The sequence below is a fragment of the Brevibacterium sp. AGC70 genome (assembly GCF_057334195.1).
Genome location: NZ_JBHFIH010000013.1, coordinates 71,647 through 97,710, shown reverse-complemented (window position 1 = coordinate 97,710; position 26,064 = coordinate 71,647). Strand labels below are relative to the sequence as shown.

Sequence of the window (26,064 nt, the reverse complement as noted above, 5' to 3'; positions counted from 1 at the left end):
CTGCTAGGCTTCCAGTGGGAAGACGAGCAGACTGCCGGAAGCTGTGGCGACGGTCTTGCCCTTGTTGTCGACGACTTCGCCTTCTGAGAAGATCACTCGGCGACCGGGCTTGACGACTCGACCTGTGGCGACAAGCGGCCCGCTGCTGGCTGTGACCGGGCGCAGGTAGTTGACCTTGATCTCGATCGAGGTGTATCCGGTGCCCTTCGGCAAAGTGGTGTGCGCCGCGCACCCGAGTACCGAGTCGAGCAGGGTGCAGACCAATCCTCCGTGAATCATGCCGATCGGATTGTAATGGGACTCATCGGGACGGCAGTGGAATGTGACCCTGCCTTCGCCCACCTCGGCGATCTCCATGCCCATATGGGAGCCGATGGGGGCCCCGGGGATTTCACCGGCAGCCATCTTGCGCAGGTAGTCGATGCCGTCCAGCGTCGGCAGAAGTGCCAGCCCCTCAGAGGGGTCGCTCCACGTCACCTTGGCTTCGCGAGTGCGTGATTCCCTGCTCATCTCAGTTGGCTTCCTTCGGCATGGGGACGTTCTGCAGGCGCAGCTGGCCGCGGGCAAGAACCTTGTCGGAGGAGGTGTCGGTGATGATGACCTCCCACAGCTGTTGGGTCCGGCCCTGGTGCAGGGCAGTGCCCTCGACTGCGACACTGGCGCCGGTGGTCGGGCGCAGGAAGTCGGTGGCGTTGTGGATGCCGACGGCGAACTCGCCGCGCTCGCCCACGGCGTGGCTGGCGCCGATGCTTCCCGTGCTCTCCACGAGCGTTGTGTACACGCCGCCGTGGACGACGCCCCAGGGTGTGTGATGGTCGGAGCCCAGGTCGGCATGGCCGCGGACAGTTGTATTCGTGACCTTGTCGATGATGAGTCCCGAGGCGGCGACGAAGTTGCTGGCTGTCTTAAGTGAGACGTCTGGAAGTGAGTCTGACTGCGGATTCATGAGATCCCCTTCGAGCTGGCTGAATAATTTGAAGTTAGCCTACAATGGATCAGGCGGTCAAACGAAGGAGGGCCTGTGGACTGGCTGGATTTCGATACTGCAGACTGCTCGATCCAGAAGACCTTGGACGTCATCGGGGAGAAATGGACCGTGCTCATCCTCCGCGAAGCATTCAATGGAGTGCGCCGGTTCGACCAGATCCGTGACCATGTCGGCGTCTCGGACCCGGTGCTCTCCGACCGGCTGCGCAAGCTTGTCACCGCGGGAGTCCTGACGGCGAAGCCCTATCGCGAAGTAGGTCAGCGCGCCCGCAAGGAATACCGGCTGACGGACAAGGGCCTCGACCTCTATCCGGTGATGATCTCTCTGCTGCGCTGGGGAGATAGGCACGGTGGTGGCCAGGATGACGGATCGGGCGGTCCGCCGCTCGAAGTGCTGCATCGCGACTGCGGCGAACCAGTGAAAGCTGTCGTCGAGTGCGCCGCGGGTCATCCCATATCCTCACCCCGGGAGTCCGTGACCCGCATGCGCGACGCCGAACGGCCCCGCGCGAGCTGAAGTCGAGCGCATTGCCGGCGGCGGGGTGGCTCAGGAGAAGAGCGTGATCCCGAAGATCGCGAACACGACGAGGTGGGCCGCACCGTGGATGGCTGTGACCTTCTTCGCCGCAAAGGTCGTCACCGACAGCAGCAGCGTGACCGCGAGCAGAAGCAGGTTCGCCGGGGACTCCGCAAGCACGATCGGCTGATCGGTGAGCAGCCCGATGAGCAGCACCGTCGGAATCGTCAGCCCCACCGTCGACACCTGCGCCCCGTGGCACAGGTTGCTCACCCGCTGGATCTCGCCCTGCCATGCGGCCCTGATCGATGTGATCGTCTCCGGGAGGAAGACGATGAGCGCGATGACGACACCCGACAGAGCCACAGGAGCGCCGAGGCGGCCCAAGCCGTCATCGAGCAGCGACGCCATATCGTGGGAGAGCAGCACGATCGGAGTGACCGTGGCGACGAGCAGCGCCAGACGCACGATGATCTCGGTGCGGTGGGTGAAGATGATCTCGCGGATGCTCAGTTTCGGTGGCACGGAGTCGCCCGCACCCACCTCCGCGGGGATCTGGGGCAGTCGCGGATCGACCTCGTGGAAGTCCGCGGCCTGGGCACCCATCTGACGGTAGAGGAAGAAGGCATAGATGCCGATCGTGAGTACGATGATCGGGACCTCCTGCCACTCCTCGTAGCTGCCGTTCGCGCCGATGAGCGCCGGCAGGGCGAAGGCGAGAGCGGCGAGGACGATGATGAGTGACAGATACGTCGAGACGCCCGTGCGGTTATGGGCGAGACTGCCGTGGCGCAGCCCCGCGACGAGCAGACACAGGCCGATGACGGCATTGAGAATGATCATGGACACAGCCATGACTGAGTCACGAGCGATCGTGGCGTGGTCTCCGGGGCCGAGGAGGACGGCGGCGATGAGCACCACCTCGATGAGCACGATCGAGAGCGTGAGCACCAGCGAGCCATAGGGATCGCCGAGGAGGCGGGCCAGATGTTCGGCCTCGTGGACGACGCCGAAGGCGCAGATGAGGATGACGCCGACGATGACGATCAGGGCGCTGACGAGGAGCGGGCCTGCAACGGGCGGAGTCAGCAGTGGGCCTGCGAAGAGGAGAGCGGCGAAGGCGCCCCAGCCGAGGATCAGTCGAACGATGGCAGAGGGGGTGAGGATGCTGCGAATGGCGGCAGTCATGACGGGCATTCCTGTTCTTCGAGGCCGTCCTCATCGTGACTGATTGCGTTCGGGTCGTCCCGACCGCTTCTTTCCCATGGTGCTGATGCCCAGGATATCCAGTCGAGTCTATGGGGGACAAACTGCAACACCGTTCTCCGAAAGACTGTCGAGTGACAAGTCAGCCGATCAATATTGCAGCCGATCAATATTGCAGCCGATCAATCTGGCCGTCGATGAATGAGTCGGTCGGGTCATCCGAACGAATCAACAGATCCGTTCGAAGTATGGAGCTTGTCTGCGTTGAGTTCGAGTCGCTTGGGGATTCAGCGAGGCGGACCACGGTGGGTAGAGGCGGAAACCTCGTTTCCCTGGTGAGCGTCGGGAAGAGTAGATTCCCAGTTCGACCAGGCTGGCGGCGGTGAAAGTGAAGACTCCGAAGTGTTCTTCCTCGGAGACGAACACGAGAAGGCCTGCGCAGTCATCGACGCTGTCCTCCCCGCCGGAGAACGGTGCGATGACTCCCTCCGATGTGCGACCCCAAACGGCAACGAAAGCGCCCGGTTTGGCAGGAGTGACGCGGGCAGTCCGGATCCGCCACCAGGTTGCGTCGAGCATGGCACGGCCAGACTCATATTCGCTGTTCTGCTCCTCAGCGACCACCTCTGTCGGGGTCAGGCCCATTGTTTGCGCGTAGTGTTCCAAAGCACTGAATCCCATGCGGATCAGCTTAGAGCTTGCGCCGATGGGAAAACAGGCCAGGAGTCACAGGGTTCCGCTGTTAGAATTTGCAGTATGTCTGCCTCTTCATGCTCGGCCGCTTGCGCGGCAGTGAACAGGGCGTCCCGCTAGCGGCGGGACGTCTGGTTCTCAGCAACATTTCACCTGGAACGTCCAGTCGCTTCGAGATCGATCCGGAGCGGCACTTTGTGCCGCTCTTAACTCTTCAGAGCGACGGAGCAACAGATGCGTTCAATTTTTTTCTCTTCTACCCGCGTGCACAGTCCCGCACGTGTGCGCGCATGGCTCGTGCTGTGCGCGATGTCCATGTTGCAGTTCTTCATCGCGGTCGATGTGACCGTGGTCAATATCGCGCTGCCCTCGATCGGCGCGGACTTCGGCGTCGAGAGCCACTCCTTGACCTGGGTCGTGGTCGGCTACACCATCACCGGCGGTGGGCTGCTGATGCTCGGCGGCCGGGTCGGTGACCTTCTCGGCCGTCGTCGCACTCTCCTGGTCGGTACGACTCTCTTCGGCGCGGCTTCTCTGCTGGCCGGTCTGGCCCCGTCCTTCCCAGTCCTGGTCGCCGCACGCCTGCTCCAGGGAGCCGGCGAGGCCGTAGCGCTGCCCGCGGCAATGGCCACTATCGTGCTGCTCTTCCCCGAAGGCCCGCGCCGGTCGCGCGCCCTGAGCGTGTGGGCCGCCGTGGCCAGCTGCGGCCTCGTTCTTGGGTTCGCTCTGTCGGGGATCCTCACCGCACATCTGGGCTGGCGCTGGATCTTCCTGGTCTCGGTGCCGTTCATCCTGGTCGTGATCGTGGCCGCGCTCCTCCTGGTCCCTGCGGACCGGTCCGTGTCTCGTGAGCGGGTCCGCCTGGACCTCCCGGGCTCGTTCTTGCTGACCGCATGCCCGTTGCTTTTCGTCTACGCCGCTGTGGAGGCGGGTGAGCCTGCCACCAGCCTCTGGGTGAGCGTGGCCGCGCTGGTTGGTGCGGTGCTGGCCGGTGCCGGGTTCGTGCGCGTCGAGTCGAGGTCGCCGAACCCGCTGGTCCCACTGACCTTCTTCGCTGACCGCACTCGACTGCGGGCGAACTTGACGACGATGCTGCTCAGCGGTGCACTCTCGACCTCGTTCCTGCTATTCACCTTCTACCTGCAGGAAAGGCTCGGTGTCGGGCCTCTGGGGGCAGGCTTCACGATGCTGCCCTTGGCCGCGGCGCTGATTGCGGCATCGGTGCTCGTTCCCCGGTTGCTGGGACGCTGGGGTGCACGCGTGTGCGTGGTGGTCGGGCTCGCGGCCGCTGCAGGCGCGATGGGCGTCGTCGCACTCGTGGCCGTCCTGGGCGGCGGGGTGGCATGGCTTCTCCCGGCGATGCTGTTAATCGCAGCGGGCATGGGCTTCGGACTCGTGGGTCTGCAGTACATCGCGGTCAGCGGGGTAACCGACGAGGACGCAGGGATCGCCTCCGGCGTCCAGCGAGCAGCAGACCAGCTCGGCGGGGCAACCGGCGTGGCCATCTATGTAGGGCTCGGGTTCGCCCCCGCCCTGCACGCCGGAGACCCGTTCGTGATCGCGGCGGTGCTCGCCATCATCGGGCTGATCGTCGGAGTCGTGGTCATTTCCCGCTCGCCGGACACCGCTGTGGGGCAGCCGCAGGCCGGGTAGCAGAGCAGGCCGCCGCACCGGCGCCTTCGAACAACTCCACCGCCTGGCCCTCGAAGCCTACGACCAGGCCGTCGGCCTCGACCTGCACAACCTCGTGGTCGACGGATGAATCGTCAAAGCACCGTGCGGCGGAGAAAACACTGGACGCAGCCCTGTCGACCGCGGCAAATCTGGTCTCAAGACATCTCTGCTCGTGGACGACGACGGAATTCCGGTCGGTGCAGGGACTGTCTGGCCGCGGAGGGATCAGCGGCTACATCGTGTTGACTCTCTGGCCCACTCCGCGTGTACTTCAACGATTGGAAGCTACGCGTCTCGGACTGAAGCCGCTCACCCCTTAGTTACGAGACGATCGAGGCGTCGATGAGCACCGGTCCGGACGCGTCAAGTGCCTCCCGATAGGCTGCGGCGAACTGGGCACGGGTCGACGTCTGCTTGGCCGGGACCCCGTAGCCCTGGGCCAGGGAGACGAAGTCGATGCCGCCCAGGGTCAGACCAGGAACTTTGGGCACGCCCATGCGCTGGGCAAAGCCGGCCAAGGCGCCGTAGCCGGAGTTGTTGATGATGACGAACACGGTTCGCGTCTGCAGTTGGGCGGCCGTGTACAGCGCGGTGATGCCGTAGTTCGCGGAGCCGTCACCGACGGTCGCGACGATCGTCTTCTCCGGTGCTCCGATCGACATTCCGACGGCAACAGGAAGCCCGAAGCCCAGACCGCCGGAGGCTGGGAAGCTGTACATTCCTGGTCTGTCGATGGCGACCCGTTCGAGGTAGTCGAGGTCCAAGGTGGTGGTCTCGTTGACGTAGGACACTGAGTCGTTGACGTGCTCGTTGAGCACTTCGAGTACCTCTCCGCCAGTCATTCCCTCCGCCGAGGTGGCCGCTGGGCTCATGATCCGTGAACCGCGATCGCCGCGCCGGGCACCGCGATCAGTGACCCCTGCGGCGAGAGTCTCAGCGGTGCTGGCGACATCGGTGATGACGGCTTTGCCGAACGGTGCACGGGTGGCTTCGCGCGGGTCCTGGGTGATCTGAATGACCTCGGTGCCGGGAGCCAGATAATTCGAGGGCTCCCAGCGGTGATATCTGAACACGGCCGCACCCAGCGCCAGGACGAGGTCATGGTCGGCCAGCTGGTCTCGCACGGACTGGATCCCGGGGACCAAGACGCCCTCGAAGTTCGGATGGGTCGTCGGAAAAGGACAGCGGGTGGGAGATGGGGCGACATAGACGGAGGCATCGAGCCTCTCCGCCAGCGACGTCACTGCTTCCGTGACGCTCGGGTCAGCAACAGCGGCGGCATCCACCTGGGGCCCGACGACGAGAGCCGGACGCTTCGCACCGTTGAGGGAGGCGAGCAGCTCCTGTTCGAGTTCCGGATCAAGGCCACGACCGGTCGACACTGATCGTGCCGGCAGCAGATCATCATCGTCGAGTGCCGGTTCGTCCCAATCGTCCAAGGGTACCGACACATAGACGGGACCATTTGGCTGAGTGGTTGCCTCGAAGGCGGCCTGGGACAGGGTCCGGGGGACGTCGGTGGCAGACAACGGCTCGTGGGAGTACTTGACCAGCGGCGTCGGCAGTGCGGCGGCATCCGCGCTGGCCAGCATCGCTTCCTGACCGACTGTCCGGCGGACCTGCTGGCCGGCGAGGATGACCAGCGGAACGTGTCCGTAATGAGCGTTGGTCAGCGCTCCCATACCGTTGCCGGAGCCGGATGCGGCATGCAGGTTCACCAGGACCGGACGCCCGGTGGCGCGTGAGAAGCCTTCGGCCATGCCGACGACGACCTGTTCATGCAGGCCGAGGACGAAGCGGAAATCATCGCCGAGTCCCGCGAGGAATGGCAATTCGTTCGATCCGGGGTTGCCGAATATCGTCGTCATTCCGTGGGCGCGGAAGACATCCAGGCTTGCCTGAAGGACAGTCTTGGTCATTGACCTCTCTGCTTTCGTCCGGGGAGTGGGGCGGTCTCATTTCGGAGCGTACCCCGATCCAGTCCGGCGCGGCGAGGTCGCCCGACGTCCGGTCACAGCGTCCTCCCGACGCACGGTCACAGCTTCATGCAGGGGAGAGGAATGCAGCGATGCGCTCCAGAGTCTCTGCCGCCAGTGAATAGTACGACCAGATGCCTCGCTTCTCACGGCGCAGGACTCCCGCGTCGACGAGGATCTTCAGGTGGTGTGAGACCGTGGGTTGGCCCAGCCCGACCGGATCGATGAGGTCACATGCGCAGGCTTCATTGCCTTCGTGGGCGGCGACCAGGGAAACCAGGCGCAGACGTGTCGGGTCGGCCAAGGCTTTGAAGATCCGGGCGAACTCGCGTGCCCGATCCTCGTCCAGAGGTTCGCCGGTCAGTGTCGTGCAGCACGCCGCCGAGGCGGGTGCGGGCAATGTCTGTTCAAGGGTCACTTCTCTATTATGCCCATACATTGACAGTTGTCGATATGCAGTGCTTAGATTCATATCGATAACCTTCGATGTTTGTGGCTGAGGAACCTCGGCCATGAGCAGATTCGCCCCAGGAGTCCGATGAGCACCTCAGTGACAGCCCCCACCAGTGAACCGGCGCAGATCAAACTGTCGACCCTCGATCGTTTCCTGCCGGTGTGGATCATCGCAGCGATGATCCTCGGGCTGCTGCTCGGTCGGCTTGTCCCCGGACTCGCTGCGGCCCTGGATTCGGTCAAGGTTGCCGATGTGTCACTGCCGATTGCTCTGGGGCTGCTGGTGATGATGTATCCGGTGCTGGCCAAGGTCCGCTACAACGAAACCGGGCGCGTGCTCACCGACAAAAGACTGATGATCACGTCCCTTCTGATCAACTGGTTGGCCGCCCCCGCCTTCATGTTCGCCCTCGCGTGGCTCTTCCTGCCAGACCTTCCGGAATATCGGACGGGATTGATCATCGTCGGTCTCGCCCGCTGCATTGCGATGGTCTTCATCTGGAACGACCTTGCCTGCGGGGACCGTGAAGCCGCTGCCGTCCTCGTTGCAATCAACTCGGTCTTCCAGGTCCTCGCCTTCGGTCTCCTCGGCTGGTTCTACCTGCAGTGGCTGCCGAACCTCCTCGGATTGCCGACGACGAGTGGCGAATTCTCGTTCTGGGCGATCACGCTCAGCGTGCTCGTCTTCCTTGGTATTCCACTGTTGGCCGGGTTCCTCACCCGCCTCATCGGCGAGAAAGCCAAGGGTCGGACATGGTACGAAGACCGGTTCCTGCCGAAGATCGGCCCTTTCGCGCTCTATGGGCTGCTGTTCACCATCGTCTTGCTCTTCGCGTTCCAGGGTGACGAGATCACCTCGAACCCCTTGGATGTCGTGCGCATCGCGCTGCCGCTGCTCCTCTACTTCACCGTCGTCTTCGGCTTCGGCATGGTTGTGGGCCGTGGCCTGAAGCTGGGATATGAGAAGACGGCCACTCTGGCATTTACCGCTGCGGGCAACAATTTCGAACTCGCCATCGCAGTGGCCATCGGCACCTACGGAGTTGCTTCCGGACAGGCCCTGGCAGGAGTTGTCGGTCCGCTCATCGAAGTACCCATCCTCGTCGCCCTCGTCTACGTAGCACTATGGTCACGTCAACGCTTCTTCCCCGAACACACCGGACACCAGATGCGCTCGGAGCGCCAGGAGGCACAGAAATGACGACAGTCGAACAGAAGCCCAGCGTCCTCTTCGTCTGCGTGCACAACGCCGGCCGATCGCAGATGGCCGCAGGATTCCTCCGCGAGCTCGGAGGTGACCGAGTCGAGGTCCGCTCCGCCGGCAGCGAACCGGGGAAAATGCTCAACCCCACCGCCGCCGAGGCGATGGCTGAGGTCGGCATCGACATCACCGACCAGCACCCGAAGATTCTCACCCCGGACACGGTGAAGAACTCGGATGTGGTGATCACCATGGGCTGCGGCGACGCCTGCCCCATCTTCCCCGGCAAACGTTACGAAGATTGGGACCTCGATGACCCGGCAGGTCAGGGTATCGAGACCGTGCGCACCATTCGCGATGACATTCGCGCTCGCATTCACGATCTGCTCACCAGCCTGTCTATATCCAGAGCTTCTGCAGACGACCCGCTCCCAGACAGGACGCCTCATGACTGATATCAACACAGCCGAACTCCCCGTAGCCGTCATCGGTTCCGGCCCGGTTGGTCTTGCCGCCGCAGCCCACGTCATCGCTCGCGAAATGGAACCGCTCGTCTTCGAAGCAGGTGCGACACCTGCGGCCGCTGTCAGTACGTGGGGCCACATCGGCCTCTTCTCGCCGTGGAAGTACAACATCGACCAGGCTGCACGAACACTGCTCGAGCAAGCACAATGGGTGGAGCCCAATGGCGACTACTTGCCCACCGGGGCTGAACTCGTCGCCGAGTATCTCGCTCCATTGGCCGCGACTCCACAGCTGAGCAACGCGATTCGCACGCAGACACGAGTCATTGCAGTCAGCCGTGTCGGCAAAGACCGCACCCGCACCCCGGGCCGTGGCGACACTCCATTCCTCGTTCGCACCCAAAGCGGGCGCGGATCAATCGAGGATCATGTCGTTCGTGCCGTCATCGACGCCTCAGGCACCTGGGAGACCCCGAATCCGCTTGGCCAGGCGGGGCTGCCGGCCATCGGTGAACCCGAGGCCCGAGCGGCCGAGCTCGTGACCTCACCGCTGCCCGACGTCCTCGGCCGGGACCGGGCACAGTTCGCTGGCCGTCACACGCTGGTCGTCGGAGCCGGTCACTCGGCGGCCAACACTCTGCTGGCTCTGGGAGAGCTCCGCGAGGCCGAACCGAGCACCCGCATCAGCTGGGCCATACGAGGAACTGATCCTGCGAGTGTCTACGGCGGTGGCGACCAGGACGGACTCCCAGCCCGCGGAGCTTTGGGCACCCGACTGCGCAATCTCGTCGAAGCCGGAGTCATCGAGGTTCACACATCGGTGACCATCACGAACGTCTCCAACGCCAACCCGACTTCCACCTCGGCGACCGAGTCCACAAGCGAACTCACGGTCTCCGGAACCACCCGCGCAGGCGCAGTCACTCTTGACGTTGACCGGGTCGTTCCGACCACAGGGTTCCGGCCTGACCTCAGCTTCCTCCGCGAGATCCGAGTCGACCTCGACCCGATCGTCGAAGCGCCCACAGGCCTGGGCCCACTCATCGATCCGGAATTCCACAGCTGTGGAACCGTCGCGCCACACGGAGCCCGCCTGCTGGCCCATCCGGAGAAGGACTTCTACATTGCGGGTATGAAGTCCTACGGTCGCGCGCCGACGTTCCTCATGGCCACCGGCTACGAGCAGGTTCGCTCGATCGTCGCCGCGATCGCCGGCGATCAGGAAGCGGCAGAGAGGGTCGAGCTCGTGCTCCCGGAGACCGGAGTGTGCTCGGCCGACATCGGTTCGTCATGCGATGCGCCATCGGTTGGTGCGGTGGCTGCAGACAGTAGCGGGTGCTGCGAGCCAGCGCCTGCTGTCGAAGCTGCCGAGCCGGAGTCGTGTTGTGGCGAAGCCGGACAGCCGGTCTCGATTGGCATCCCCACAGGGCTGGAACACGGCCGCAGTGCACACCAGGAGGCGCAGTGAGCACCCCACCTCGCGTCCTCTTCGTCTGTGTGAAGAACGGCGGAAAGTCACAGATGGCTGCGGGGCTCATGGGCGACATCGCCGGATACTCGATCGACGTCGTCTCCGGCGGGACCAAGCCCGGCACCTCGCTCAATCAGCTCTCGGTTGCGTCGCTGGCCGAATGGAACATCGACATCAGCGAAGGTACTCCCAAACCGGTCACGCCGGCGGATCTGGAAGCCGCTGATGTCGTCGTCACGTTGGGCCGCGAGGCGACCGTGCATGCGCCCGAGGGCACCAAGGTTGAAAACTGGGACACCGACGAGCCCTCCGCGCGCGGCATCGAAGGAATCGAGCGCATGCGTCTGGTTCGCAACGACATCAGCAACCGAGTCACCGACCTTCTGGAGCGGTTGCGCACGGGTTACTGAGCAATCAGTTCTGCCCTGCCTTCTGCGCACCCGTGACGGCCGAACTGCCCAGGTCTCCCTTCGGCAGCGGCTCCTGAGAAGCCAGTGCCTGGGTCCAAGCCTCGGTGGTCGCGACGGAGGCCCAGTTCGAATGCAGGAGCGCCATCAGTGTCGTGTGCACGGTCTTGGCATCGGCGAAGCCGGCATCATTGGCGATGTTGATGGCGCCGGTCGCATCGGAGAGCACCTCCGTGGTGAAGCCCAGAAGCTCGGCGCCTGCTGCCGAAGCGAGGATGCAGTTATTGGTCATATAGCCCACGAGGGTGACTGTGTCGACGCCTTTCTCGCGCAGCCATGCTTCGAGATCGGTGTCGGCGTAGACGGAGCCGTACTCCTTGACCACTGACTTCCAGGAATCGACCTGGCGCTGAGCGACCTCGGGGTGGAGTGCGAACCCGGGCTCGTTCGGATTGAAGACCGGGGCTTCGGTGCCCATCGTGTGCTGGATGACGGCGACCGGGATGTCGGCGGCAACCGCAGCGTCGATGGCCGCAGTGATCATCGGCAGTGACTGGTCATGGCTCGGGTATTGAATCTCCAAGGGGCCATCGAAGTACTGCTGCTGCACATCGACGAGGACAAGGGCACGGCGGGCGGTAGTCATAGCGAACTCCAAAGTTGTGGTCAGTGAGGACGTGGCGCGCAACTGCGGCACACCTCCAGTGTGCGAGAGCCGGTCGGGCACTACCAGTAGCACAAATGCTCATCTACGATGGAATCACGCCAAACTTCACGAGCCTGCCACCAGCCGAACAGGAGGGCACCGACGTGCGCATTGCCATCTATGCCTTCACAGGCATCACCATGTTCCACCTGTCTGTGCCGCAGATGGTCTTCAACGAGGTTGCTCGCCAGGGCTTGGCAGCGTGGGATACCGTCCTGTTCTCCGACGACGTTGCGCCGGTCACGACGGCGGAGGGGTATCAGATCACTGGGGTGAGTGGGCCGGACGCGGCATACGGCTCCGAGGTGATCGTTGTCCCGTCCTGGTACGACGATGGTCGCCCGGCTGGGCAGCCCCTGCGACAGCTGCTCGTTGACAGCCATCACCGGGGTGCTTCCATTGCCGGACTCTGTCTGGGCACGTTCCCCATCGCAGACGCCGGTCTGCTCGCCGGCCGCAGGGCGGTGACGCACTGGCAGGGATTCGACCAACTCACCGCTCGACACCCGGATCTGGAGATCGACGATTCAGTTCTCTACATCGACTACGGCGATGTCATCACCTCGGCTGGCACAGCCTCGGCGTTGGATGCCTGTCTTCACATGGTACGTACGAGATTGGGGGCCGACGCTGCGAACCAGGTGGCGCGTTCCCTCGTCATCGCACCGCACCGCGACGGTGGGCAGGCGCAGTACATTCAGCGACCGCTGCCGGAACATGCCGATGACGACCCCATCTCTCGGGTTCTCGATTGGGCAGTCGATCACCTCGACGAATCACTGCCGGTAGAGAGGTTGGCCGAGGTCGCACACATGAGTGTGCGGACCTTCATCCGCACCTTTCGGGCATCGACTGGGGCGACGCCTGCTTCGTGGGTGCGCATGCGTCGCCTCGATGAGGCCCGTCGGGCGCTGGAGACCACGAGCCTGTCGATCGATCAGATCGCCGTGAACTGCGGATTCGGCAGTGTGGTGACTCTGCGGCAGAACTTCGCTGCCGCGTTCAAGACGACTCCTTCGGAATATCGTCGCCAGTTCGAAGCGCGACCCACTTCAACTGGGCAAACCCCAGCTGGGCCAACCCCAGCCGGGGCCGACCTCAGCTGATTCGACGTCTGATCAGCCCGCGGTTATATAGCCGGCGCCTATTCGGCCGGAACAGAGTCTGCGCTCGTTGCTGCGGCACTCCGCGACTGCTTCTGCCCCTTCTTCCCTTTGAGCAGGAACCTGTCGACACTGAAGCGACCTGGTCCCATGGCAGCCAACAGCAAGGCGCCGGCGGCCAGGGCTGCGACGAGTTCCCAGCCGCCCTGATCGACGAAGGGAACTGGGGTGAGGTGGACGATGACCAGTGCCCCGATGAGGTTGGCTGCCAACAGGACTCCGACGATCGGAGTCAGGGCGCCGAGGATGAGGAGCGCGCCGCCGATGAGTTCGACGAACGTGGCGAACGGAGCCGCGATGTCTGGCAGCGGCACGCCCATCTGTGCGAAGGACTGCGTGGTTCCCGAAACGGTCCACTCGTTGAACTTTTGCCAGCCGTGGGCGATGAAGATGGCGCCGAGGGCGATCCGAGCGATGACGGTGATGATGTCGCGGGCGATGGTCGGGAATCCAGTCGTGGCGTACACAGCGAGCTCCAGGGTTGATTGAAATTGCAACTACTAGGGTATATGCTGCGCTTGGCAAGACGCTGACAGCAGTTTCGCTTGTCATCTGAGATAATCGCGGACGGCCCTCGCTGACGACGCCGACCCTCGCTGACGACGCTGGCCGTCCTGACGACGCTGGCCGTCGGAGTCTGATGCTCAGAACCCGTAGGCGGCGTCCTTCGCTTCCCTGATCGAGGCGTAGGTCTGTGCGAGTACAAGGGTGTCCTCGACGAGCCGGTCGAGGCGGGCGATGACATCGGTGTTGACAATCTGCTTGCGCAGCAGGTCCTTCTCCTCGACGAACACGTAGGGCTGCACAACCTGGGCCTTCATATACGTGAGAATCGGCTGCAGCTGCTGCTGGGGGATGAGATAGTGCTTGGCTGACCCCGCGGTCGCGATCATGGCCACGACCTTGTCGCGGAAGGCATTGACCGGCAGCAGGTCGAAGATGTTCTTCAGCGTCGCCGGAATCGAGGCCTGGAAGATCGGCGTGCCGATGATGATGGCATCGGCATCCATGAGGGCCCGGGTGACACGACCGGTATCTCCGGTGTACTCGGTGAAGTTCCGTCCGTCACTGAAGACCATGTCGACCTCGGCGAGGTCGATGAGCGTGGCCTCGACGTCCGGGTCCTGGACCATCACGGTCTGAGTGACATACTCCATGACGGTCCGCGTCTTGGTGCCGACGTTCGAACCCGAGATCGCGACGAGCTTCATCGGGCAGCCTCCTCGGCGGCATGGCGGTTCGCTGCCGGGGCAGTCGTGGCAGAAGTGGGCGTCGGTGAGGCCGTGTACTTCTTCAGGGCCGGGATGATCTCCGAGCCGATGATCTCGATCTGCTTCATCACCTGGTCATAGGGCATGCCGCCGAAATCCATCTGACCCAGGTATCGCTGATGGCCGAACACCTCATGCTGGTGCAGCATCTTCTCGACGATCTGCTGGGGGCTGCCGAGGTTGACGATGCTGTGCGGGTCTACCGCCTGGGCGAAGAGCTGCTTGGGCATGCCCTGACCGTTCGTGCGCTTCATCCCCTCATTGATATGAGGGTAGAGACCGCGAAGCGCCTCCTGCGAGGTCTCGGCAACATGGAAGAATCCCGCAGTCGCGATCGGCAGGGCAGCTGGATCGAACCCTTGGTGGCGTGCCGCCTCCCGGTAGGCATTGACCGTGGGTCTGAACGAGGAGGTGGTGCCGCCCAGGTGTGCCATGACCATGGGTACTCCTGCCAGACCGGCCTTGATCGCGCTCGTCGGGGCACCACCCACGGCTCGCCAGATCGGCAGCGGATCCTGTGCTGGGCGGGGGAGCACCTCGGCATCGTTCAGCGGCGCACGGAACTTGCCCCTCCAGCTGAGCTTCTGCTCTCGATTGATTCGGTTGAGCAGCTCGAACTTCTCTTCGAACAGCTCCTCGTAGTCACGCAGATCATAGCCAAGCAGTTCGAAGAGCCCGACGCGTGAGGCGCGGCCGGCGACGAGTTCGGCCCTGCCGCCGGAGATGTGGTCGATCGTGGAGAAGTTCTCGAACACGCGAACCGGGTCCGAGGTGCTCAGGATCGTCGAGGTGCTGCCGATGCGGATGGTGTTCGTCGCCTGGGCGATCGCGCCGAGGATGACGGCGTGGGCCTGCGAGGCGAAGTACTCCTGGTGACTCTCACCGACGCTGATGAAGTCGAGGCCGGCATCCTCGGCCGCCTGTGCATAGCCGATGAACTCGCGGATGCGCTCGCCCGCACTGACTCTGGATCCGTCGGCCGGGTTCGGCAGATGGTCGCCGAGGCTGTACATCCCGAACTGCAGTCCCTGGCCGGAGCTGAATCCCAGGTGATCCATCATGTTGACCGACTCGGTGTGGGCGACGGGTTCGGTGCTGGTGACGGGTTCCGTGCGGGAGGTAGGTGCGGTCATGTCTTCTCCTCAGTGACAGGGGAGTCGGTGCAGTCGTCGACTCCGCAAAGTATCGTTTGCCATGTCAACTGATGGCTCTGGAGAAATATTCCCTAGAGCGCTTCCTCCGCCTCACGACGTGTGACGCTGTGTTCGTAGAGTTTCTTCATCAGCGCATGCAGCTGCTTCTTCTCATCCTCGTCGAGGGCTTCGTCGAAGAGCGCGGATTGGAAGGCCACTTGGGCGGGGTATGCCGCTTCGAGCCGCTGCCGACCGGCGTCGGTGAGCGAGATGAACTTCGTCTTCCAATCCTGCTCACGTGAGATCAGGCCCTCGCCTTCGAGGCGAGAGACCATTCGGGAGACACCGCCGCCGGTGACAGTCAGCCCCTTTGCGAGATCTGACTGGGTGACCGGTTCGTAGGCGCGGATATGGCTGAGCATCTCGAACTGGGCGATGGTGAGGTCGAAGCGGCGCAGGTGGGTATTCGACATCTGATTGCTGTTCTGGACGAAGCGGACCATGCGCAGCCAGATCAACGTGCTCAGTGACAGATCTTCCATGGTGCCTCCTGTGCTGTCGGGCCGAGTGTGTCGGCGGTGCTGCCTGATGGTCAATCTACATCGTGGCGAAGCGACAGAAGATAGCGACAGATGACGAAGGCAGGGAAGTCAAAGTACCTTGCCTCTATTTACCTTATAGTGCAGATGGGGACTTGCGGCAAGGCCCCGTCTGCGGGGCAGACTGGTACCTCGCGTTGAGAGAGTGGAGCAGTTGTGACTGAAGTGATCATCGTCGGTGCCGGGCCGACCGGGTTGATGCTGGCCGCAGAGCTGGCTCTGGCAGGGGTGGACAGCGTTCTTGTCGAGAGACGAGCAAACCAGGACCTGGTCGGAACGCGTGCGATGGGTCTGCAGTCGCGGACCCTTGAGATGCTCGATCAGCGAGGCATCGTCGATCGGTTCCTGGACGCGGGCCAGATTTCGCAGGTGCTGGGATTCGGCAACACTCGACTTGGCATCATCGATTTTCCGTCCCGGCACCCCTACGGCTTGGGGCTGGGCCAGCAGCACACCGAACGCATCTTGGCCGAGTGGGTCGGAGAACTCGGGGTGCGAATCGACTACGGCGTCGAAGTCACCGGATTCGACCAGGATCGCGACGGAGTCGATGTCCGGCTCTCCGATGGCCGGACTCTGAGAACCGACTACATCGTCGGCTGCGACGGCGGACGCAGTCTGATCCGAAAGACTGCGGGAATCGACTTCCCCGGCTGGGAGCCGACCATGAGCAGCCTCATCGCCGACGTCGAACTGACCGAGGACCCCGAATGGGGTGTCCACCATCATGAATTCGGCACGCAGGCATTCAGCCAGCTCCCGCACGGTCGGGTGAGCCTCGTCGTCTCCGAGAGGGAACCGCAGGAGAACACGGAGCCCAGCCTTGAGGATCTGCGCGCCGGGCTCATCGATGCGTGGGGGACTGACTTCGGCGTCCGCAATCCCGGCTCGATCAGTCGCTTCACCGACATGGCTCGCCAGGCCGCGAGCTATCGTTCCGGACGGGTGCTGTTGGCCGGAGACTCGGCGCACGTCCACTCGCCGGTCGGTGGCCAAGGCCTCAACACCGGCGTCCAAGACGCGGTGAACCTAGGGTGGAAGCTGGCGCGGGTGGTCAAGGGGACGTCGTCAGAGAATCTCCTCAATACCTATCACCGGGAGCGCCACGCCGTCGGGGCTCAGGTCATTCACCATAACCTGGCGCAGACGTCCTTGATGCGGATGGACGACCGCGTCAAAGCCCTCAATGAAGTCATCGATGGCTGGCTTCACATGGACGGACCCCGCAAATCACTTGCCGGTGACCTCTCCGGCCTCGCCATCCACTACACAAGCCGAACGGACATCTCCAATGACGAGGCGCACCCGCTGGTGGGACGCCGCGTACCCGACTTGGATCTCCACAGCCCGGCAGGGGCATTTCGGGCGTACACGCTTCTCCACGGGGGCCGCCCGGTTCTGCTCAACCTCGGCGATCCCAGCGGCATCGACATCACGGCATGGGTGGACCAGGTCGACCGCGTCGACGCGCGTTACTACGGTGAGTGGGACCTTCCGGTGATCGGTAAGGTAGTCGCTCCCACCGCCGTGCTCATTCGTCCTGACGGTTATGTGGCATGGGTCGGGCAGTCCAGCACGGAGGGGCTGAGCGAAGCACTGACTTTCTGGTTCGGTCTCTAGCTCTTCGTGGAACAATGGGTGGCAGAGCTTGTGTGTGCGCTGGGAAGAAGGATTGATTCGTGAATAGCCAGAACTCAGCAGTCGGTGAGACTGACGACCTCCTCGGTGAGGGCCGGTCAGCCGCGGTCATCATCGCCTCCACCTCGGCGGCCAGAGGAGAGGCGGCCGACACCACCGGGCCGATCCTCGTCGACTGGCTGCGAACGCGCGGATATGACACTCCCGATGCCATCGTCGTCCGTGACGGTGAGCCTGTCGGTCAGGCGCTGCGCACGCTCCTCGTCGACACTCCCGAACACGAACGCCCGCGCATCATCGTCACCAGCGGCGGCACCGGTTTGGCACCCGATGATCGGACCCCGGAATACACCGCCGAACTCCTTGAACGACAGTCTCCTGGACTCATCTACGCAATGTGGCGCAAAGGCCTGGAGACGACCACCTCGGCGGTGATGAGTCGCGGCGTCGCCGGCGTTCGCGGCCGCAGCTTCGTCATCAACTTCCCCGGGTCGAAGGGTGGTGTCAAGGACGGCATCACCGTCATCGACGATCTCCTCGAGCACATCCAAACCTCCATCGAGGACACCACCGACCACGGACCAAGGGTCTGATCACCATGGTTCAACGCAGGGCCGTTCGTGCCCGAGTCCACAGATTCGACGCCACCGGAGAGATCTCCGCCGGGCCCGACTCCCTGGCTGGGGAGGAGCCGCTGGAGGTCCGCCTCAACGGGGAGCAGTTCTCCGTCACCATGCGCACACCCGGCAATGACATCGAACTCGTGGCCGGCTATCTCCTCTCCGAAGCGATCATCACGACCATGGCCGACATCGAGGAGATCGACTTCTCCACAGGGCTTGCTCCCGACGGAACCCGGAATCACAACGTGGCACAGGTGCGGTTGCGAACCGGAATCTGGAGCGCCGAGGCGGCCCCTGCCCGATCCGTCTACACCTCCTCCTCGTGTGGAATCTGCGGCACCGCGGCCATCGACGCGGTGACGAAGACCTCCGCCTACCCCCTGATCCCAGCTTCCTGTCACCTCGACGAGGATGACGATGAGGAGTACCGGTTCCCGCCCCTGCTTTCGGCAGCGCGCATCGGTGAATTGCCCGAGCGTCTGCGTACTCAGCAGGACGTCTTCGACAAGACCGGGGGAGTCCATGCCGCTGCACTCTTCGCCGTCGGCGAGGATCCGAACGACGAGCCGGAACTCCTTATCGGACGTGAAGATGTGGGTCGTCACAACGCCGTCGACAAGGTCATCGGCTGGGCGATGTCACACCAGGGAAGTGGTCTGCCGCTGAGCCGAACGGTCCTGCAGGTCTCAGCGCGTGCCTCATTCGAACTGGTGCAGAAGTCGGCAATGGCAGGCATCCCTATGATGTCGGCCGTCAGCGCACCCTCGGCCCTGGCCGTCGACCATGGCAAGAGCGTGGGGGTGTCTGTCATCGGCTTCAACCGCAGGGGCCGCTTCAATGCCTATTCGTATCCGGAGCGGGTGGCCTGAGCTCCGACCTGAGCTGATGGCCTGAACGAATCGTATGAGAACACTGCTACCTTTCCGCTGACTCCTCCACCACCCTGTCCGTGGCCAGCAGGGTTCGATCACCGGCCCGCAAGGTTCCCAGACCTTGTGATGTGAAGAGGTCAGGAACTGCGACGATACCCGAGCCCTCGGCCGGGTAGCCCCTGGCGACGCTGCCGGTGGCTGCGTTGTGGACCCGCAGGCTCGCGCCCTCGCGCAGGTAGATGAGCCCGCCGACGGCAGCCTCTAACATCACAGGCTCGGGCAGAGAGACCGGCAGTTCGTTCGTGCCCGTCGCATCGATGACCGTCAGGCCCTGCTCGTCCCTCGTGATGATCGTCTCCGAGTTCGCATCTTGAGCGATCTCGCTGGCGGACTCGTCGAGGACATCACCAGTTTCTGCATCGATGACGGGCCCGGACCCATCGTCGGCATCGAGATGAATGAGACCGTCGACCTGTTCGGGGAAGGCTGTAAGCCCCTCGACGCTCCAGCCGTGATCCGCCAGCGAAATCTCCCAACTGGTGTCTCCTCCGTCCGAGGCGGAGAGAGTGTCCTGACCAACGCTGAGGAACGTCCCCTGAAATTCGCCGAGGACTCGCGAGGTCGAGGAATCCTCATCTGCGACTTCACCGGTGTCAGAGTCGAGTGCCACAGCTTCTCCGTCATCTGTGTCGCCGCCATCGTCGCCGGGCGAGAAGACCGTTCCCGGGCCTTGCAGCGGACCGGGAACGTCAGTCGGACCCCACCGCTGCTCACCCGATTCGAGGTCATAGGCGCTTGCCGTCACCTCGGTGCTGCAGCTTTCGTCAGTAGCCGAGTCGGTGAGCACCGCCAGTGGTGTCCCCTCACTGTCAGCGGTCACGGCGAACCCGGTGCACCCCACGGGCCGATTGACCTGCCACAGGGTGGTGCCGTTGCTGTCGACGGCACTGAAGTCCAGCCGATCCTCGCTGCTGCCTGCGGACAGGAACACATCGTCGAGGTGCTTGACGTCGAGGTCCCAGTCCGGTTCCACGAGTTCGAGCGGTTCGACGATCAGTGGCAGCTGCAGGTCGGAGGCATCGACTGCATCGAGCTTCGTGTCGACCGGTCTTGTTCCGCGTTCGAGCTCGGGCGGCTCCTCGACCGGAGTGCAGCCGAGAAGCGCCAGTGCCATGGGCAGGGTGGCGGCCAATGCGAAGAGTTTTCGTCGGGCCATCAGTGCCTCGGCTCGTCTCTGGCCGAGCTCTCATTGCTCTTCCCTCTCGTGTCCGTGCCGCGCATGTCCTGAGCGCGTCGGCGTTCATGACGGAACCACAGGATGATCGCGACGACCGCCAGCAGGCAGATGACTAGGATGTCGATCGTCGTCGACGTCCAGTTGCTCGTCCATTCCTGAGCACGGGCAAGGGTGGACGTCGAGACCAGGGACGGCGCCGAGACCAGGCCGTTCGTCATCCAGAAGACGATGCCGATGATGATCATCAGCGCCCCGGTGAGCATCGAGATGACGGGCAGGCGAAGGCCGAACAGCTTCACCGAGCCCCCGCGCATGACCGATCGGGCTCGCGGACCCATTCGCGACCATAGAGCCGCGATGATGAACAGCGGCACGACCATGCCGGCACCGTAGATCGCGAGCATCACGCCGCCGAGGAACACGCTGCCTCGGGTCGCCGCCAAAGTGAGGACCGCGCCGAGGATGGGGCCGGAGCAGACACCGGCGATCCCACTCGTGGCGCCGAGGAGGAACGTCTTCGTCGCTCCCGTCGCAGTCGCGGATTTGGATCTCATGGCCTCGGCGCCGGGCAGTGCCTTAGCGGGGTCGAAACCGAATCCGAAGAACTGGACGATGCCGAGGATGATGAGGATGACCGAGGCGACGAGGACGATCGTGCCACGATATGCGGTGAAGAGTGCACCGAGTGTTCCGGCTCCCATTCCCAGCGGAATGAGCACGAGCAGCATGCCCACGTAGAAGATGGCTGCGTGGAGCACCAGCCGTGAGCCGACGCCGACGGTGGAGCCGAAGAAGGCGGGCAGCAGCAGTGCCGCACATGGGCTGAGCAGTGCGAGCACTCCGCCGATGAAGGCACTGAGCAATCCGATGTCCATCAGTATCCTTCTTCCAGTCTCTGTTCTATGGCGTCGACGAAGACGCTGGTGGGCTGAGCCCCGACATAGGGTTCGTCGTCAAGGATGAACGTCGGCGTCGAGAATGCGCCGAGCTCGGTGCCCATCTTGGCGTTCTTGTCTACGGCCTTGGCCGTCTCAGGCGAATTCATGTCCTTCGTGAACCGGTCCATGTCGAGGCCGATGTCGGAGGCCACGGAAGTCAGCGCCTCGGGAGAGAGATCCGCCGGCGGCCGTGGTGTGCCTCCGGCGAACAGCTTGTCGTGAAACTCCCAGTGCTTGTCCTGCAGAGCCGCTGCATAGGCTGCCTTGGCTGCCTGTTCGGACGCGGAGCCGAAGACATTGACCTCGCGCCATTCGATGCGCAGATCACCGGAGTCGACGTAGTCGAGCATCTCCGGCAGGGTGTCCTGGGACCAGGCCGCACAGTACGGACATTGATAGTCGGAGAAGACGACGAGTGTGACCGGAGCATCGACTGGACCCTCGGCCAGTGGGTTCTCATCGTCGGTGTCGAAGTCGCTGACATCCTTCTGCTGAGGATCCTCGACCTCGGTGACGACGACATCCGGCTCCGTGTGCTCGCCGGTCGCCTTCTGGGCGGAATTGTCGCCGTGCTCTCGATCCATGAAGAGGATCATGAGCACGAGGGCAACCGCCACGGCGATGACCACGAGGGGCACCCACCAACGATATCGGGGCCTGGCTGCTTCGTGTCTCGGCATATCACCACTCCTGAACTGCTACCATGCTGAGAAAAGTTTTGGACATGACTGTTCGTCCTCGCCAAAGTTCAACTCCGCCCTGTGATCAGCAGCGGCGATTGCGGAGCGCCGACGAGTGCGGCCCCAGACTCGGCGATGTGGTGGGGCGATCCCAGACTCTTGAGCGTCCTCAGCAGGGGAGTGTCACCTTCGGCAAGGCTCCCGTTCCGAGCCGATCGGGCCGCGACTGACCGATCTGTCTGATCCGGGCTGCCCGTGCTCTCCGTATCGAAGGCGATGAGGCCGGCACCTACGGCGGCCACCTCGGCGTTCTCGGGCAGGGATGACTCCCAGCGTTCGCTGCCGTCACTATCGAAACCCTGCAGATCAGCACCTGCCGTGACCAGGGTGTCGGTCGATGAATCGAACCAGGCCCCAGAGATATCAGAGTCGACGCTCGCCCCCGAGTTCAGATCGATGAGGGTTCGTTCCTCGCTGCCGGCGTCGCCCAGCAGTGCGTGAGTTGCGCCGATCGGCTCCCAGGGAAGCTCCCTGGCCTCGGCTGCGGACACGTCGAAGTCTCCAGCGGTCCGAGTCCAGAGCCTGTCCCCATCGAGATTCTCCCCGATGAGGTTATCGTCCCGGCTGCGAACGAGATGCTCGCTGAACAGTGCGACCACCCGAGTTGAGGTGTCGTCGTTCTCGGCGGCGACCACATCGCCGGTGGCCGGGTCGAGTGCGGTGCGGGGACCGCCGGTTCCGATGAAGTCCTTCGGTGCGCTCGCGAAGACGAGTCCATTGCCCAGCATGGCCCCGGGCGTTTCGACTGGCCCCCACCGCTTCTGACCGGTCTCGAGGTCATAGCCGCTCGCGGTCGATGTGAGTGAGCCCTCTGTCGTGGGGCCTTGGTCCATGAGCACTGCGATGGCGCCGGAATCGGTGGTCGTGACGAGGTAGGCGGAGCAGACGCGTGGACGCTGCGCCGTCCACAGAATCACGCCGTTTGAGTCGACGGCGCGGTATTCCAGGCGGGCATCCTTTTCATGCATAGACAGGAACGTACCCTTCGCTTCCTGGGCAGGGGCATCCCAGCCGGGGTCGACGGTCCGCGCCGCTGCGGAATCGTTCCCCGCGCCCTGCGTCTCGGAGTCGGCCCCGGCCCCCGAAGGTCCGAAGCTCGGGGCTCGTGAGCCAGCCGTGCTCGGCTCGGAGGACGGGGATTCCTGGTTGAGGACAGAACAGGCGCTGAGCGGCAGGACGATGGCAAGAACGAGTGGCAGTACCGCCGAGGTGGTGGACCATGGTCGCACGATTCCTTACCCTTCCGCCTCGGCGAGGGCGTCGTCGACGGCGCTGACGAATTCCTTGGTCGGTTGGGCGCCCACGAGGGGTTTGCCGCCGATGACGAACGTCGGGGTGCTGGCCACACCCAGGGAAGAGCCCTCTTGGGCGTTGGCCTCGAACTCTTCGTGGGCATCGACCGAATTCAAGTCTCCCTTGAACTTCACTGGATCGAGCCCGAGATCCTTTGCCGCAGCCACCAGCGAGTCGTCATCGAGTTCGGATTTCGCAGGATGCTCGCCGCCCTCGAACATGGCATCGTGGAACTCCCAGTACTTGTCCTGGAGTCCGGCGGCATAGGCTGCGCGGGCCGCCCTTTCCGACTCTTCACCGAAGACGGCGAGGTCACGCATCTCTATTCGCAGATCGCCCTCGGCGACGTATTCCATCATGGTCGGCAATGTCTCCTCGTTCCAGGTCGCACAGTATGGGCACTGGTAGTCGGAGAACATGACGAGGGTCACGGGGGCATCCACATCGCCGGCTGCACGGCTGTCGCCGTCGACCCTGTGCTCAACGAATGACAGGTCGACTTCTTCCCCGCCGGAATCGGACTCGCCGCGGGCTCCCGACTCGCTCTGCGAATCTGTGCCCTGAACGCTCGTGCCGCCCTCGGGCGAGCCCTGATTGACGATGACCACGCCGATGAGAACCGCAGCGAGGACGATTACGGCCAAGGGGACGAGCCACACCATGGGGCCGCGAGCCGAACGGAACATGGAATCCTCCTGAGGAAGTCGGGTCGAGAGCTGAGGGGGTCGAGTCGGGAACGCCGCGCCGCCGAGCGCCCGAGACGGCGTGCCATGGCACTTTACTATGGCACATAGTATACTAACGACCATAGTAATCAGATTGCCTGGCACTGTGCAAAGAAGGGGTTATGTATTGATCTCGTATCTCTCAGACGCGACCCAGGCGCTTCGAATGTGGGGCGCCCGCCGAATCCTCGTCGCCATCGCGGCGGCCTGTGTCTCTGTGCTCGTCATCGGCGTGTCGACGGTGCTCATCCCCAACTCCCTGTTCTCCAGAGACATTCCACCCGTGTGGTGGGACTATCCGATCTGGATCCTTATGTCCGTTCTCATCGGCCTGCTCATCGCCACCTATGTCGGGGAGTCCGGGGCTGGCGTGATGAGGACCAACGGCGGTACCTTCGGCACCGTGGGCGGCATGCTCGGGTGGTTCGCGGTCGGGTGCCCTGTCTGTAACAAGATCGCACTTCTGGTGCTCGGCTACACTGGGGCTCTCACATACTTTGCGCCGCTGCAGCCTGTGCTGGCGGTGTTGTCGGTCCTCCTCCTGTTGGTTGCGGTGGTCGTCCGCCTCAAGGGGCAGTTCTCCTGTCCGGTGCCCACTCGTGAAAGGAGCCGTCTGCCATGACATCAAAGTCGGGTTCGACTGAGAAGTCATCGCCGATTCGCCTCGGGGCTCTCGAGCAGCAGGTCATGGACCTGTTGTGGGACGAAGGGTCGTTGACGGTCAGGCAGATCATCGAGGACTTAGACAATGTTCCCGCCTACACGACGATCGCGACTGTGCTGACGAACCTTGAACGGAAGGGCCTCGTACGGCGTGAGCGACAGGGCAGATCGGTGCTGCACCGTCCGATCATCAGCCGCGAAGAGCATGCGGCGACGCTCATGCAGAACGCGCTTCTCAACGGGGGAGACCGGGCGGCATCGATCCTGCACTTCGTCGAAGGCATCGGAGCCGAGGACGTCGAGCTCCTTCGTGGCTATCTCAGTTCCAAGGACGAACGCGGATGAGTCTGGTGCTCATCGGCGCCGGCGCAATCGCTCTGTTCGCCCTCATCACCTTCATCGGTCCCTTTCTCGTGAGAACGGCCGCGCCGGTTCTCATGCGAGTACCGCAACTGGCTGTGTATGGGCTCCTGTTGGTGTCCCTGATGTGGTGGGCCGTCGTGGCAGCGTTGAGCCTCATGGCCGCCACGCTGTTCAAGGGCCCGGATGTTCTCCCCGTTCCCCTTGCCGATGTGTGCCAGCGGTGCCTCATCGCAGCCAGCCCGTTCCCCGGGCTGGCGCAGGTCGACACATTGGTCCCGGTGGTCCTCTTCCTCATCTTCCCGCTTGTGCTCTCGGTGGTCTCCGTCGTCTGGGCGCTGCATCAGCGGACTCGTCGCAAACAGGCGAACTCGGCTGCAGCCCGGCGTCTGCGCCGGGACTCGGCGGTCGCTGATGTCAACGGGCATTCACTGAACGTCCTCGAGGGCCGGGCCCCGTTCGCGTTCTCACTGCCACAGAAATACGGTGGTGTGATCGTTTCCGAAGCGCTGTGCGCGAGCTTGGAGAAGAATGAGCTCACCGCCGTGCTCGAGCATGAACGAGCCCACATCGAGGGCGGGCATCATCGGGTGATGGCAATCGTCGACACGTTCGTGCGACCGCTGTCGTTCATTCCCTTGTTCGCCGAGGTGGCCGCTTCCATTCCCCGCTATCTCGAGATCGCTGCCGATAACCGAGCGAGGCAGGTCGCCGGCACGGCGGCTCTGGCCAGCGCTCTCCTCAAGATCGGGCAGCCGACGAGCCAGGGCGACCACCTCGGCGGTCTCCATGCCCTCAACATCGCCGGAGCTGATCGCATTCGGCAGTTGGTCTCACCGGCCACGATGACGTCCGGGATACTGCCGGTGTTGGCTCTGGTCAGTGTGCTCGCGGCATTCGTCACCGTGTTCTCCTCAGTCTTCTACTCCTACGCCACGGTGCTGGCTAGCGGATGCGTCATCCCCTGATCGACCTCAGTGAAGTGGTCACCACTCGGACTCAAACCACTGCGGCCCCTCAGTTTGCCTACCATGCGGAAAGGGAGCATGAAGGG

The 26,064-nt window shown here is 63.6% G+C and carries 29 protein-coding genes and 1 pseudogene; 14 read left to right on the top strand and 16 right to left on the bottom strand.

Translation table 11 applies throughout. The features are described 5' to 3' along the window. Positions 1 to 3 precede the first annotated feature (3 nt). Positions 4 to 510, bottom strand: a complete 507-nt coding sequence (locus ACE03M_RS09270) for a PaaI family thioesterase (RefSeq protein WP_485933713.1) — start codon at positions 508 to 510, stop codon at positions 4 to 6. Position 511: 1 nt separating this feature from the next. After that, complete coding sequence (locus ACE03M_RS09265; RefSeq protein ID WP_485933712.1) at positions 512 to 946, bottom strand: PaaI family thioesterase; 435 nt, start codon at positions 944 to 946, stop codon at positions 512 to 514. Between the two features lie 75 nt (positions 947 to 1,021). On the opposite strand from ACE03M_RS09265, the gene ACE03M_RS09260 reads away from it, so the two are divergent. Next, a complete protein-coding gene (locus tag ACE03M_RS09260) occupies positions 1,022 to 1,504 on the top strand; it encodes a winged helix-turn-helix transcriptional regulator (protein WP_143920489.1) in 483 nt (160 codons plus the stop codon). A gap of 30 nt (positions 1,505 to 1,534) precedes the next feature. On the opposite strand, the gene ACE03M_RS09255 is transcribed toward ACE03M_RS09260, so the two are convergent. Together ACE03M_RS09255 and ACE03M_RS09250 are read right to left on the bottom strand one after the other, a co-directional pair. Continuing rightward, a complete protein-coding gene (locus ACE03M_RS09255; RefSeq protein WP_485933711.1) occupies positions 1,535 to 2,692 on the bottom strand; it encodes a calcium:cation antiporter in 1,158 nt (385 codons plus the stop codon). Positions 2,693 to 2,938: 246 nt separating this feature from the next. Continuing rightward, on the bottom strand, positions 2,939 to 3,391 hold the full coding sequence (locus tag ACE03M_RS09250) for a MepB family protein (protein WP_485933709.1): 453 nt from the start codon (positions 3,389 to 3,391) through the stop codon (positions 2,939 to 2,941). A gap of 246 nt (positions 3,392 to 3,637) precedes the next feature. Between ACE03M_RS09250 and ACE03M_RS09245 the strand changes: the two genes are divergently transcribed. Together ACE03M_RS09245 and ACE03M_RS09240 are read left to right on the top strand one after the other, a co-directional pair. Next, entirely contained in the window at positions 3,638 to 5,056 is a 1,419-nt protein-coding gene (locus tag ACE03M_RS09245; RefSeq protein ID WP_485933707.1) for an MFS transporter, read from the top strand. 19 nt (positions 5,057 to 5,075) lie between these two features. Further along, positions 5,076 to 5,276: pseudogene (locus tag ACE03M_RS09240) on the top strand (IS5/IS1182 family transposase); the annotation flags it as partial. A 121-nt stretch (positions 5,277 to 5,397) separates the two neighbouring features. Here ACE03M_RS09240 and mdlC read toward each other — a convergent pair. After that, on the bottom strand, positions 5,398 to 6,996 hold the full coding sequence (mdlC, locus tag ACE03M_RS09235) for a benzoylformate decarboxylase (protein WP_485933705.1): 1,599 nt from the start codon (positions 6,994 to 6,996) through the stop codon (positions 5,398 to 5,400). Positions 6,997 to 7,120: 124 nt separating this feature from the next. Beyond that, positions 7,121 to 7,471, bottom strand: coding sequence for an ArsR/SmtB family transcription factor (locus ACE03M_RS09230; protein WP_485933703.1), 351 nt, complete (start codon positions 7,469 to 7,471; stop codon positions 7,121 to 7,123). A gap of 120 nt (positions 7,472 to 7,591) precedes the next feature. On the opposite strand from ACE03M_RS09230, the gene arsB reads away from it, so the two are divergent. The 4 genes from arsB to ACE03M_RS09210 are packed head-to-tail and all read left to right on the top strand — an operon-like array spanning position 7,592 to position 11,052. Further along, complete coding sequence (gene arsB / locus ACE03M_RS09225; protein WP_485933701.1) at positions 7,592 to 8,707, top strand: ACR3 family arsenite efflux transporter; 1,116 nt, start codon at positions 7,592 to 7,594, stop codon at positions 8,705 to 8,707. Continuing rightward, entirely contained in the window at positions 8,704 to 9,162 is a 459-nt protein-coding gene (locus ACE03M_RS09220) for an arsenate reductase ArsC (RefSeq protein ID WP_485933699.1), read from the top strand. Before arsB ends, ACE03M_RS09220 begins: the two co-directional genes overlap by 4 nt. Then, positions 9,155 to 10,639 (top strand): NAD(P)/FAD-dependent oxidoreductase, encoded by a 1,485-nt coding sequence (locus ACE03M_RS09215; RefSeq protein WP_485933698.1) that lies wholly within the window; start codon positions 9,155 to 9,157, stop codon positions 10,637 to 10,639. Before ACE03M_RS09220 ends, ACE03M_RS09215 begins: the two co-directional genes overlap by 8 nt. Next, positions 10,636 to 11,052, top strand: coding sequence for an arsenate-mycothiol transferase ArsC (locus ACE03M_RS09210; RefSeq protein ID WP_485933697.1), 417 nt, complete (start codon positions 10,636 to 10,638; stop codon positions 11,050 to 11,052). Before ACE03M_RS09215 ends, ACE03M_RS09210 begins: the two co-directional genes overlap by 4 nt. 4 nt (positions 11,053 to 11,056) lie before the next feature. On the opposite strand, the gene ACE03M_RS09205 is transcribed toward ACE03M_RS09210, so the two are convergent. Beyond that, on the bottom strand, positions 11,057 to 11,746 hold the full coding sequence (locus tag ACE03M_RS09205) for an isochorismatase family protein (protein ID WP_485933696.1): 690 nt from the start codon (positions 11,744 to 11,746) through the stop codon (positions 11,057 to 11,059). A 44-nt stretch (positions 11,747 to 11,790) separates the two neighbouring features. Between ACE03M_RS09205 and ACE03M_RS09200 the strand changes: the two genes are divergently transcribed. Beyond that, positions 11,791 to 12,861, top strand: a complete 1,071-nt coding sequence (locus tag ACE03M_RS09200; protein ID WP_485933695.1) for a GlxA family transcriptional regulator — start codon at positions 11,791 to 11,793, stop codon at positions 12,859 to 12,861. Between the two features lie 38 nt (positions 12,862 to 12,899). Here the strand turns inward: ACE03M_RS09200 and ACE03M_RS09195 are convergent, their stop codons facing one another. From ACE03M_RS09195 to ACE03M_RS09180, 4 genes are all read right to left on the bottom strand, one after another. Next, the gene (locus tag ACE03M_RS09195) at positions 12,900 to 13,385 is read right to left on the bottom strand and encodes a DoxX family protein (RefSeq protein WP_485933694.1); all 486 of its coding nucleotides are present in this window, start codon (positions 13,383 to 13,385) and stop codon (positions 12,900 to 12,902) included. Between the two features lie 177 nt (positions 13,386 to 13,562). After that, positions 13,563 to 14,129 (bottom strand): NADPH-dependent FMN reductase, encoded by a 567-nt coding sequence (locus ACE03M_RS09190; RefSeq protein WP_485933693.1) that lies wholly within the window; start codon positions 14,127 to 14,129, stop codon positions 13,563 to 13,565. After that, complete coding sequence (locus ACE03M_RS09185) at positions 14,126 to 15,322, bottom strand: LLM class flavin-dependent oxidoreductase (protein ID WP_222103555.1); 1,197 nt, start codon at positions 15,320 to 15,322, stop codon at positions 14,126 to 14,128. The genes ACE03M_RS09190 and ACE03M_RS09185 overlap by 4 nt, the downstream gene beginning before the upstream one ends. Before the next feature lie 92 nt (positions 15,323 to 15,414). Then, positions 15,415 to 15,864, bottom strand: coding sequence for a MarR family winged helix-turn-helix transcriptional regulator (locus ACE03M_RS09180; protein ID WP_143920477.1), 450 nt, complete (start codon positions 15,862 to 15,864; stop codon positions 15,415 to 15,417). A 213-nt stretch (positions 15,865 to 16,077) separates the two neighbouring features. Here ACE03M_RS09180 and ACE03M_RS09175 point away from each other — a divergent pair, with 213 nt between their 5' ends. Genes ACE03M_RS09175 through fdhD form a run of 3 tightly spaced genes read left to right on the top strand, consistent with a single transcriptional unit; the run spans position 16,078 to position 19,051 of the window. Next, positions 16,078 to 17,541 (top strand): FAD-dependent monooxygenase, encoded by a 1,464-nt coding sequence (locus tag ACE03M_RS09175; RefSeq protein ID WP_485933692.1) that lies wholly within the window; start codon positions 16,078 to 16,080, stop codon positions 17,539 to 17,541. Between the two features lie 59 nt (positions 17,542 to 17,600). Beyond that, positions 17,601 to 18,152 carry a MogA/MoaB family molybdenum cofactor biosynthesis protein gene (locus ACE03M_RS09170; protein ID WP_485933690.1) on the top strand — a complete coding sequence of 184 codons (552 nt, stop codon included), beginning with the start codon at positions 17,601 to 17,603 and terminating at the stop codon, positions 18,150 to 18,152. Between the two features lie 5 nt (positions 18,153 to 18,157). Beyond that, on the top strand, positions 18,158 to 19,051 hold the full coding sequence (gene fdhD / locus ACE03M_RS09165) for a formate dehydrogenase accessory sulfurtransferase FdhD (RefSeq protein ID WP_485933689.1): 894 nt from the start codon (positions 18,158 to 18,160) through the stop codon (positions 19,049 to 19,051). Positions 19,052 to 19,097: 46 nt separating this feature from the next. Here the strand turns inward: fdhD and ACE03M_RS09160 are convergent, their stop codons facing one another. The 5 genes from ACE03M_RS09160 to ACE03M_RS09140 all read right to left on the bottom strand — a co-directional run bounded on the left by ACE03M_RS09160 (position 19,098) and on the right by ACE03M_RS09140 (position 23,948). Further along, positions 19,098 to 20,270 carry a hypothetical protein gene (locus ACE03M_RS09160; RefSeq protein ID WP_485933688.1) on the bottom strand — a complete coding sequence of 391 codons (1,173 nt, stop codon included), beginning with the start codon at positions 20,268 to 20,270 and terminating at the stop codon, positions 19,098 to 19,100. Further along, the gene (locus ACE03M_RS09155) at positions 20,270 to 21,166 is read right to left on the bottom strand and encodes a cytochrome c biogenesis CcdA family protein (protein ID WP_485933687.1); all 897 of its coding nucleotides are present in this window, start codon (positions 21,164 to 21,166) and stop codon (positions 20,270 to 20,272) included. Before ACE03M_RS09155 ends, ACE03M_RS09160 begins: the two co-directional genes overlap by 1 nt. After that, a complete protein-coding gene (locus ACE03M_RS09150) occupies positions 21,166 to 21,909 on the bottom strand; it encodes a DsbA family protein (protein WP_485933686.1) in 744 nt (247 codons plus the stop codon). Before ACE03M_RS09150 ends, ACE03M_RS09155 begins: the two co-directional genes overlap by 1 nt. Positions 21,910 to 21,977: 68 nt before the next feature. After that, positions 21,978 to 23,198 (bottom strand): hypothetical protein, encoded by a 1,221-nt coding sequence (locus ACE03M_RS09145; RefSeq protein ID WP_485933684.1) that lies wholly within the window; start codon positions 23,196 to 23,198, stop codon positions 21,978 to 21,980. A gap of 6 nt (positions 23,199 to 23,204) precedes the next feature. Beyond that, positions 23,205 to 23,948 carry a DsbA family protein gene (locus ACE03M_RS09140; protein WP_485933682.1) on the bottom strand — a complete coding sequence of 248 codons (744 nt, stop codon included), beginning with the start codon at positions 23,946 to 23,948 and terminating at the stop codon, positions 23,205 to 23,207. 166 nt (positions 23,949 to 24,114) lie between these two features. Between ACE03M_RS09140 and ACE03M_RS09135 the strand changes: the two genes are divergently transcribed. The 3 genes from ACE03M_RS09135 to ACE03M_RS09125 are packed head-to-tail and all read left to right on the top strand — an operon-like array spanning position 24,115 to position 25,978. Then, complete coding sequence (locus ACE03M_RS09135) at positions 24,115 to 24,609, top strand: hypothetical protein (protein WP_260847877.1); 495 nt, start codon at positions 24,115 to 24,117, stop codon at positions 24,607 to 24,609. After that, the gene (locus ACE03M_RS09130; protein WP_485933680.1) at positions 24,606 to 24,995 is read left to right on the top strand and encodes a BlaI/MecI/CopY family transcriptional regulator; all 390 of its coding nucleotides are present in this window, start codon (positions 24,606 to 24,608) and stop codon (positions 24,993 to 24,995) included. Before ACE03M_RS09135 ends, ACE03M_RS09130 begins: the two co-directional genes overlap by 4 nt. Beyond that, the gene (locus ACE03M_RS09125; protein WP_485933679.1) at positions 24,992 to 25,978 is read left to right on the top strand and encodes a M56 family metallopeptidase; all 987 of its coding nucleotides are present in this window, start codon (positions 24,992 to 24,994) and stop codon (positions 25,976 to 25,978) included. The genes ACE03M_RS09130 and ACE03M_RS09125 overlap by 4 nt, the downstream gene beginning before the upstream one ends. The last annotated feature ends 86 nt before the right edge of the window (positions 25,979 to 26,064 follow it).

Excerpts from the sequence above, each read along its gene's own strand:
- ACE03M_RS09270 (WP_485933713.1), bottom strand. The coding sequence starts at position 510 with ATGAGCAGGGAATCACGCACTCGCGAAGCCAAGGTGACGTGGAGCGAC.
- ACE03M_RS09265 (WP_485933712.1), bottom strand. The coding sequence starts at position 946 with ATGAATCCGCAGTCAGACTCACTTCCAGACGTCTCACTTAAGACAGCC.
- ACE03M_RS09255 (WP_485933711.1), bottom strand. The coding sequence starts at position 2,692 with ATGACTGCCGCCATTCGCAGCATCCTCACCCCCTCTGCCATCGTTCGA.
- ACE03M_RS09250 (WP_485933709.1), bottom strand. The coding sequence starts at position 3,391 with ATGGGATTCAGTGCTTTGGAACACTACGCGCAAACAATGGGCCTGACC.
- ACE03M_RS09245 (WP_485933707.1), top strand. The coding sequence starts at position 3,638 with ATGCGTTCAATTTTTTTCTCTTCTACCCGCGTGCACAGTCCCGCACGT.
- mdlC (WP_485933705.1), bottom strand. The coding sequence starts at position 6,996 with ATGACCAAGACTGTCCTTCAGGCAAGCCTGGATGTCTTCCGCGCCCAC.
- arsB (WP_485933701.1), top strand. The coding sequence starts at position 7,592 with ATGAGCACCTCAGTGACAGCCCCCACCAGTGAACCGGCGCAGATCAAA.
- ACE03M_RS09220 (WP_485933699.1), top strand. The coding sequence starts at position 8,704 with ATGACGACAGTCGAACAGAAGCCCAGCGTCCTCTTCGTCTGCGTGCAC.
- ACE03M_RS09215 (WP_485933698.1), top strand. The coding sequence starts at position 9,155 with ATGACTGATATCAACACAGCCGAACTCCCCGTAGCCGTCATCGGTTCC.
- ACE03M_RS09200 (WP_485933695.1), top strand. The coding sequence starts at position 11,791 with ATGCTCATCTACGATGGAATCACGCCAAACTTCACGAGCCTGCCACCA.
- ACE03M_RS09190 (WP_485933693.1), bottom strand. The coding sequence starts at position 14,129 with ATGAAGCTCGTCGCGATCTCGGGTTCGAACGTCGGCACCAAGACGCGG.
- ACE03M_RS09185 (WP_222103555.1), bottom strand. The coding sequence starts at position 15,322 with ATGACCGCACCTACCTCCCGCACGGAACCCGTCACCAGCACCGAACCC.
- ACE03M_RS09180 (WP_143920477.1), bottom strand. The coding sequence starts at position 15,864 with ATGGAAGATCTGTCACTGAGCACGTTGATCTGGCTGCGCATGGTCCGC.
- fdhD (WP_485933689.1), top strand. The coding sequence starts at position 18,158 with ATGGTTCAACGCAGGGCCGTTCGTGCCCGAGTCCACAGATTCGACGCC.
- ACE03M_RS09160 (WP_485933688.1), bottom strand. The coding sequence starts at position 20,270 with ATGGCCCGACGAAAACTCTTCGCATTGGCCGCCACCCTGCCCATGGCA.
- ACE03M_RS09155 (WP_485933687.1), bottom strand. The coding sequence starts at position 21,166 with ATGGACATCGGATTGCTCAGTGCCTTCATCGGCGGAGTGCTCGCACTG.
- ACE03M_RS09150 (WP_485933686.1), bottom strand. The coding sequence starts at position 21,909 with ATGCCGAGACACGAAGCAGCCAGGCCCCGATATCGTTGGTGGGTGCCC.
- ACE03M_RS09140 (WP_485933682.1), bottom strand. The coding sequence starts at position 23,948 with ATGTTCCGTTCGGCTCGCGGCCCCATGGTGTGGCTCGTCCCCTTGGCC.
- ACE03M_RS09130 (WP_485933680.1), top strand. The coding sequence starts at position 24,606 with ATGACATCAAAGTCGGGTTCGACTGAGAAGTCATCGCCGATTCGCCTC.
- ACE03M_RS09125 (WP_485933679.1), top strand. The coding sequence starts at position 24,992 with ATGAGTCTGGTGCTCATCGGCGCCGGCGCAATCGCTCTGTTCGCCCTC.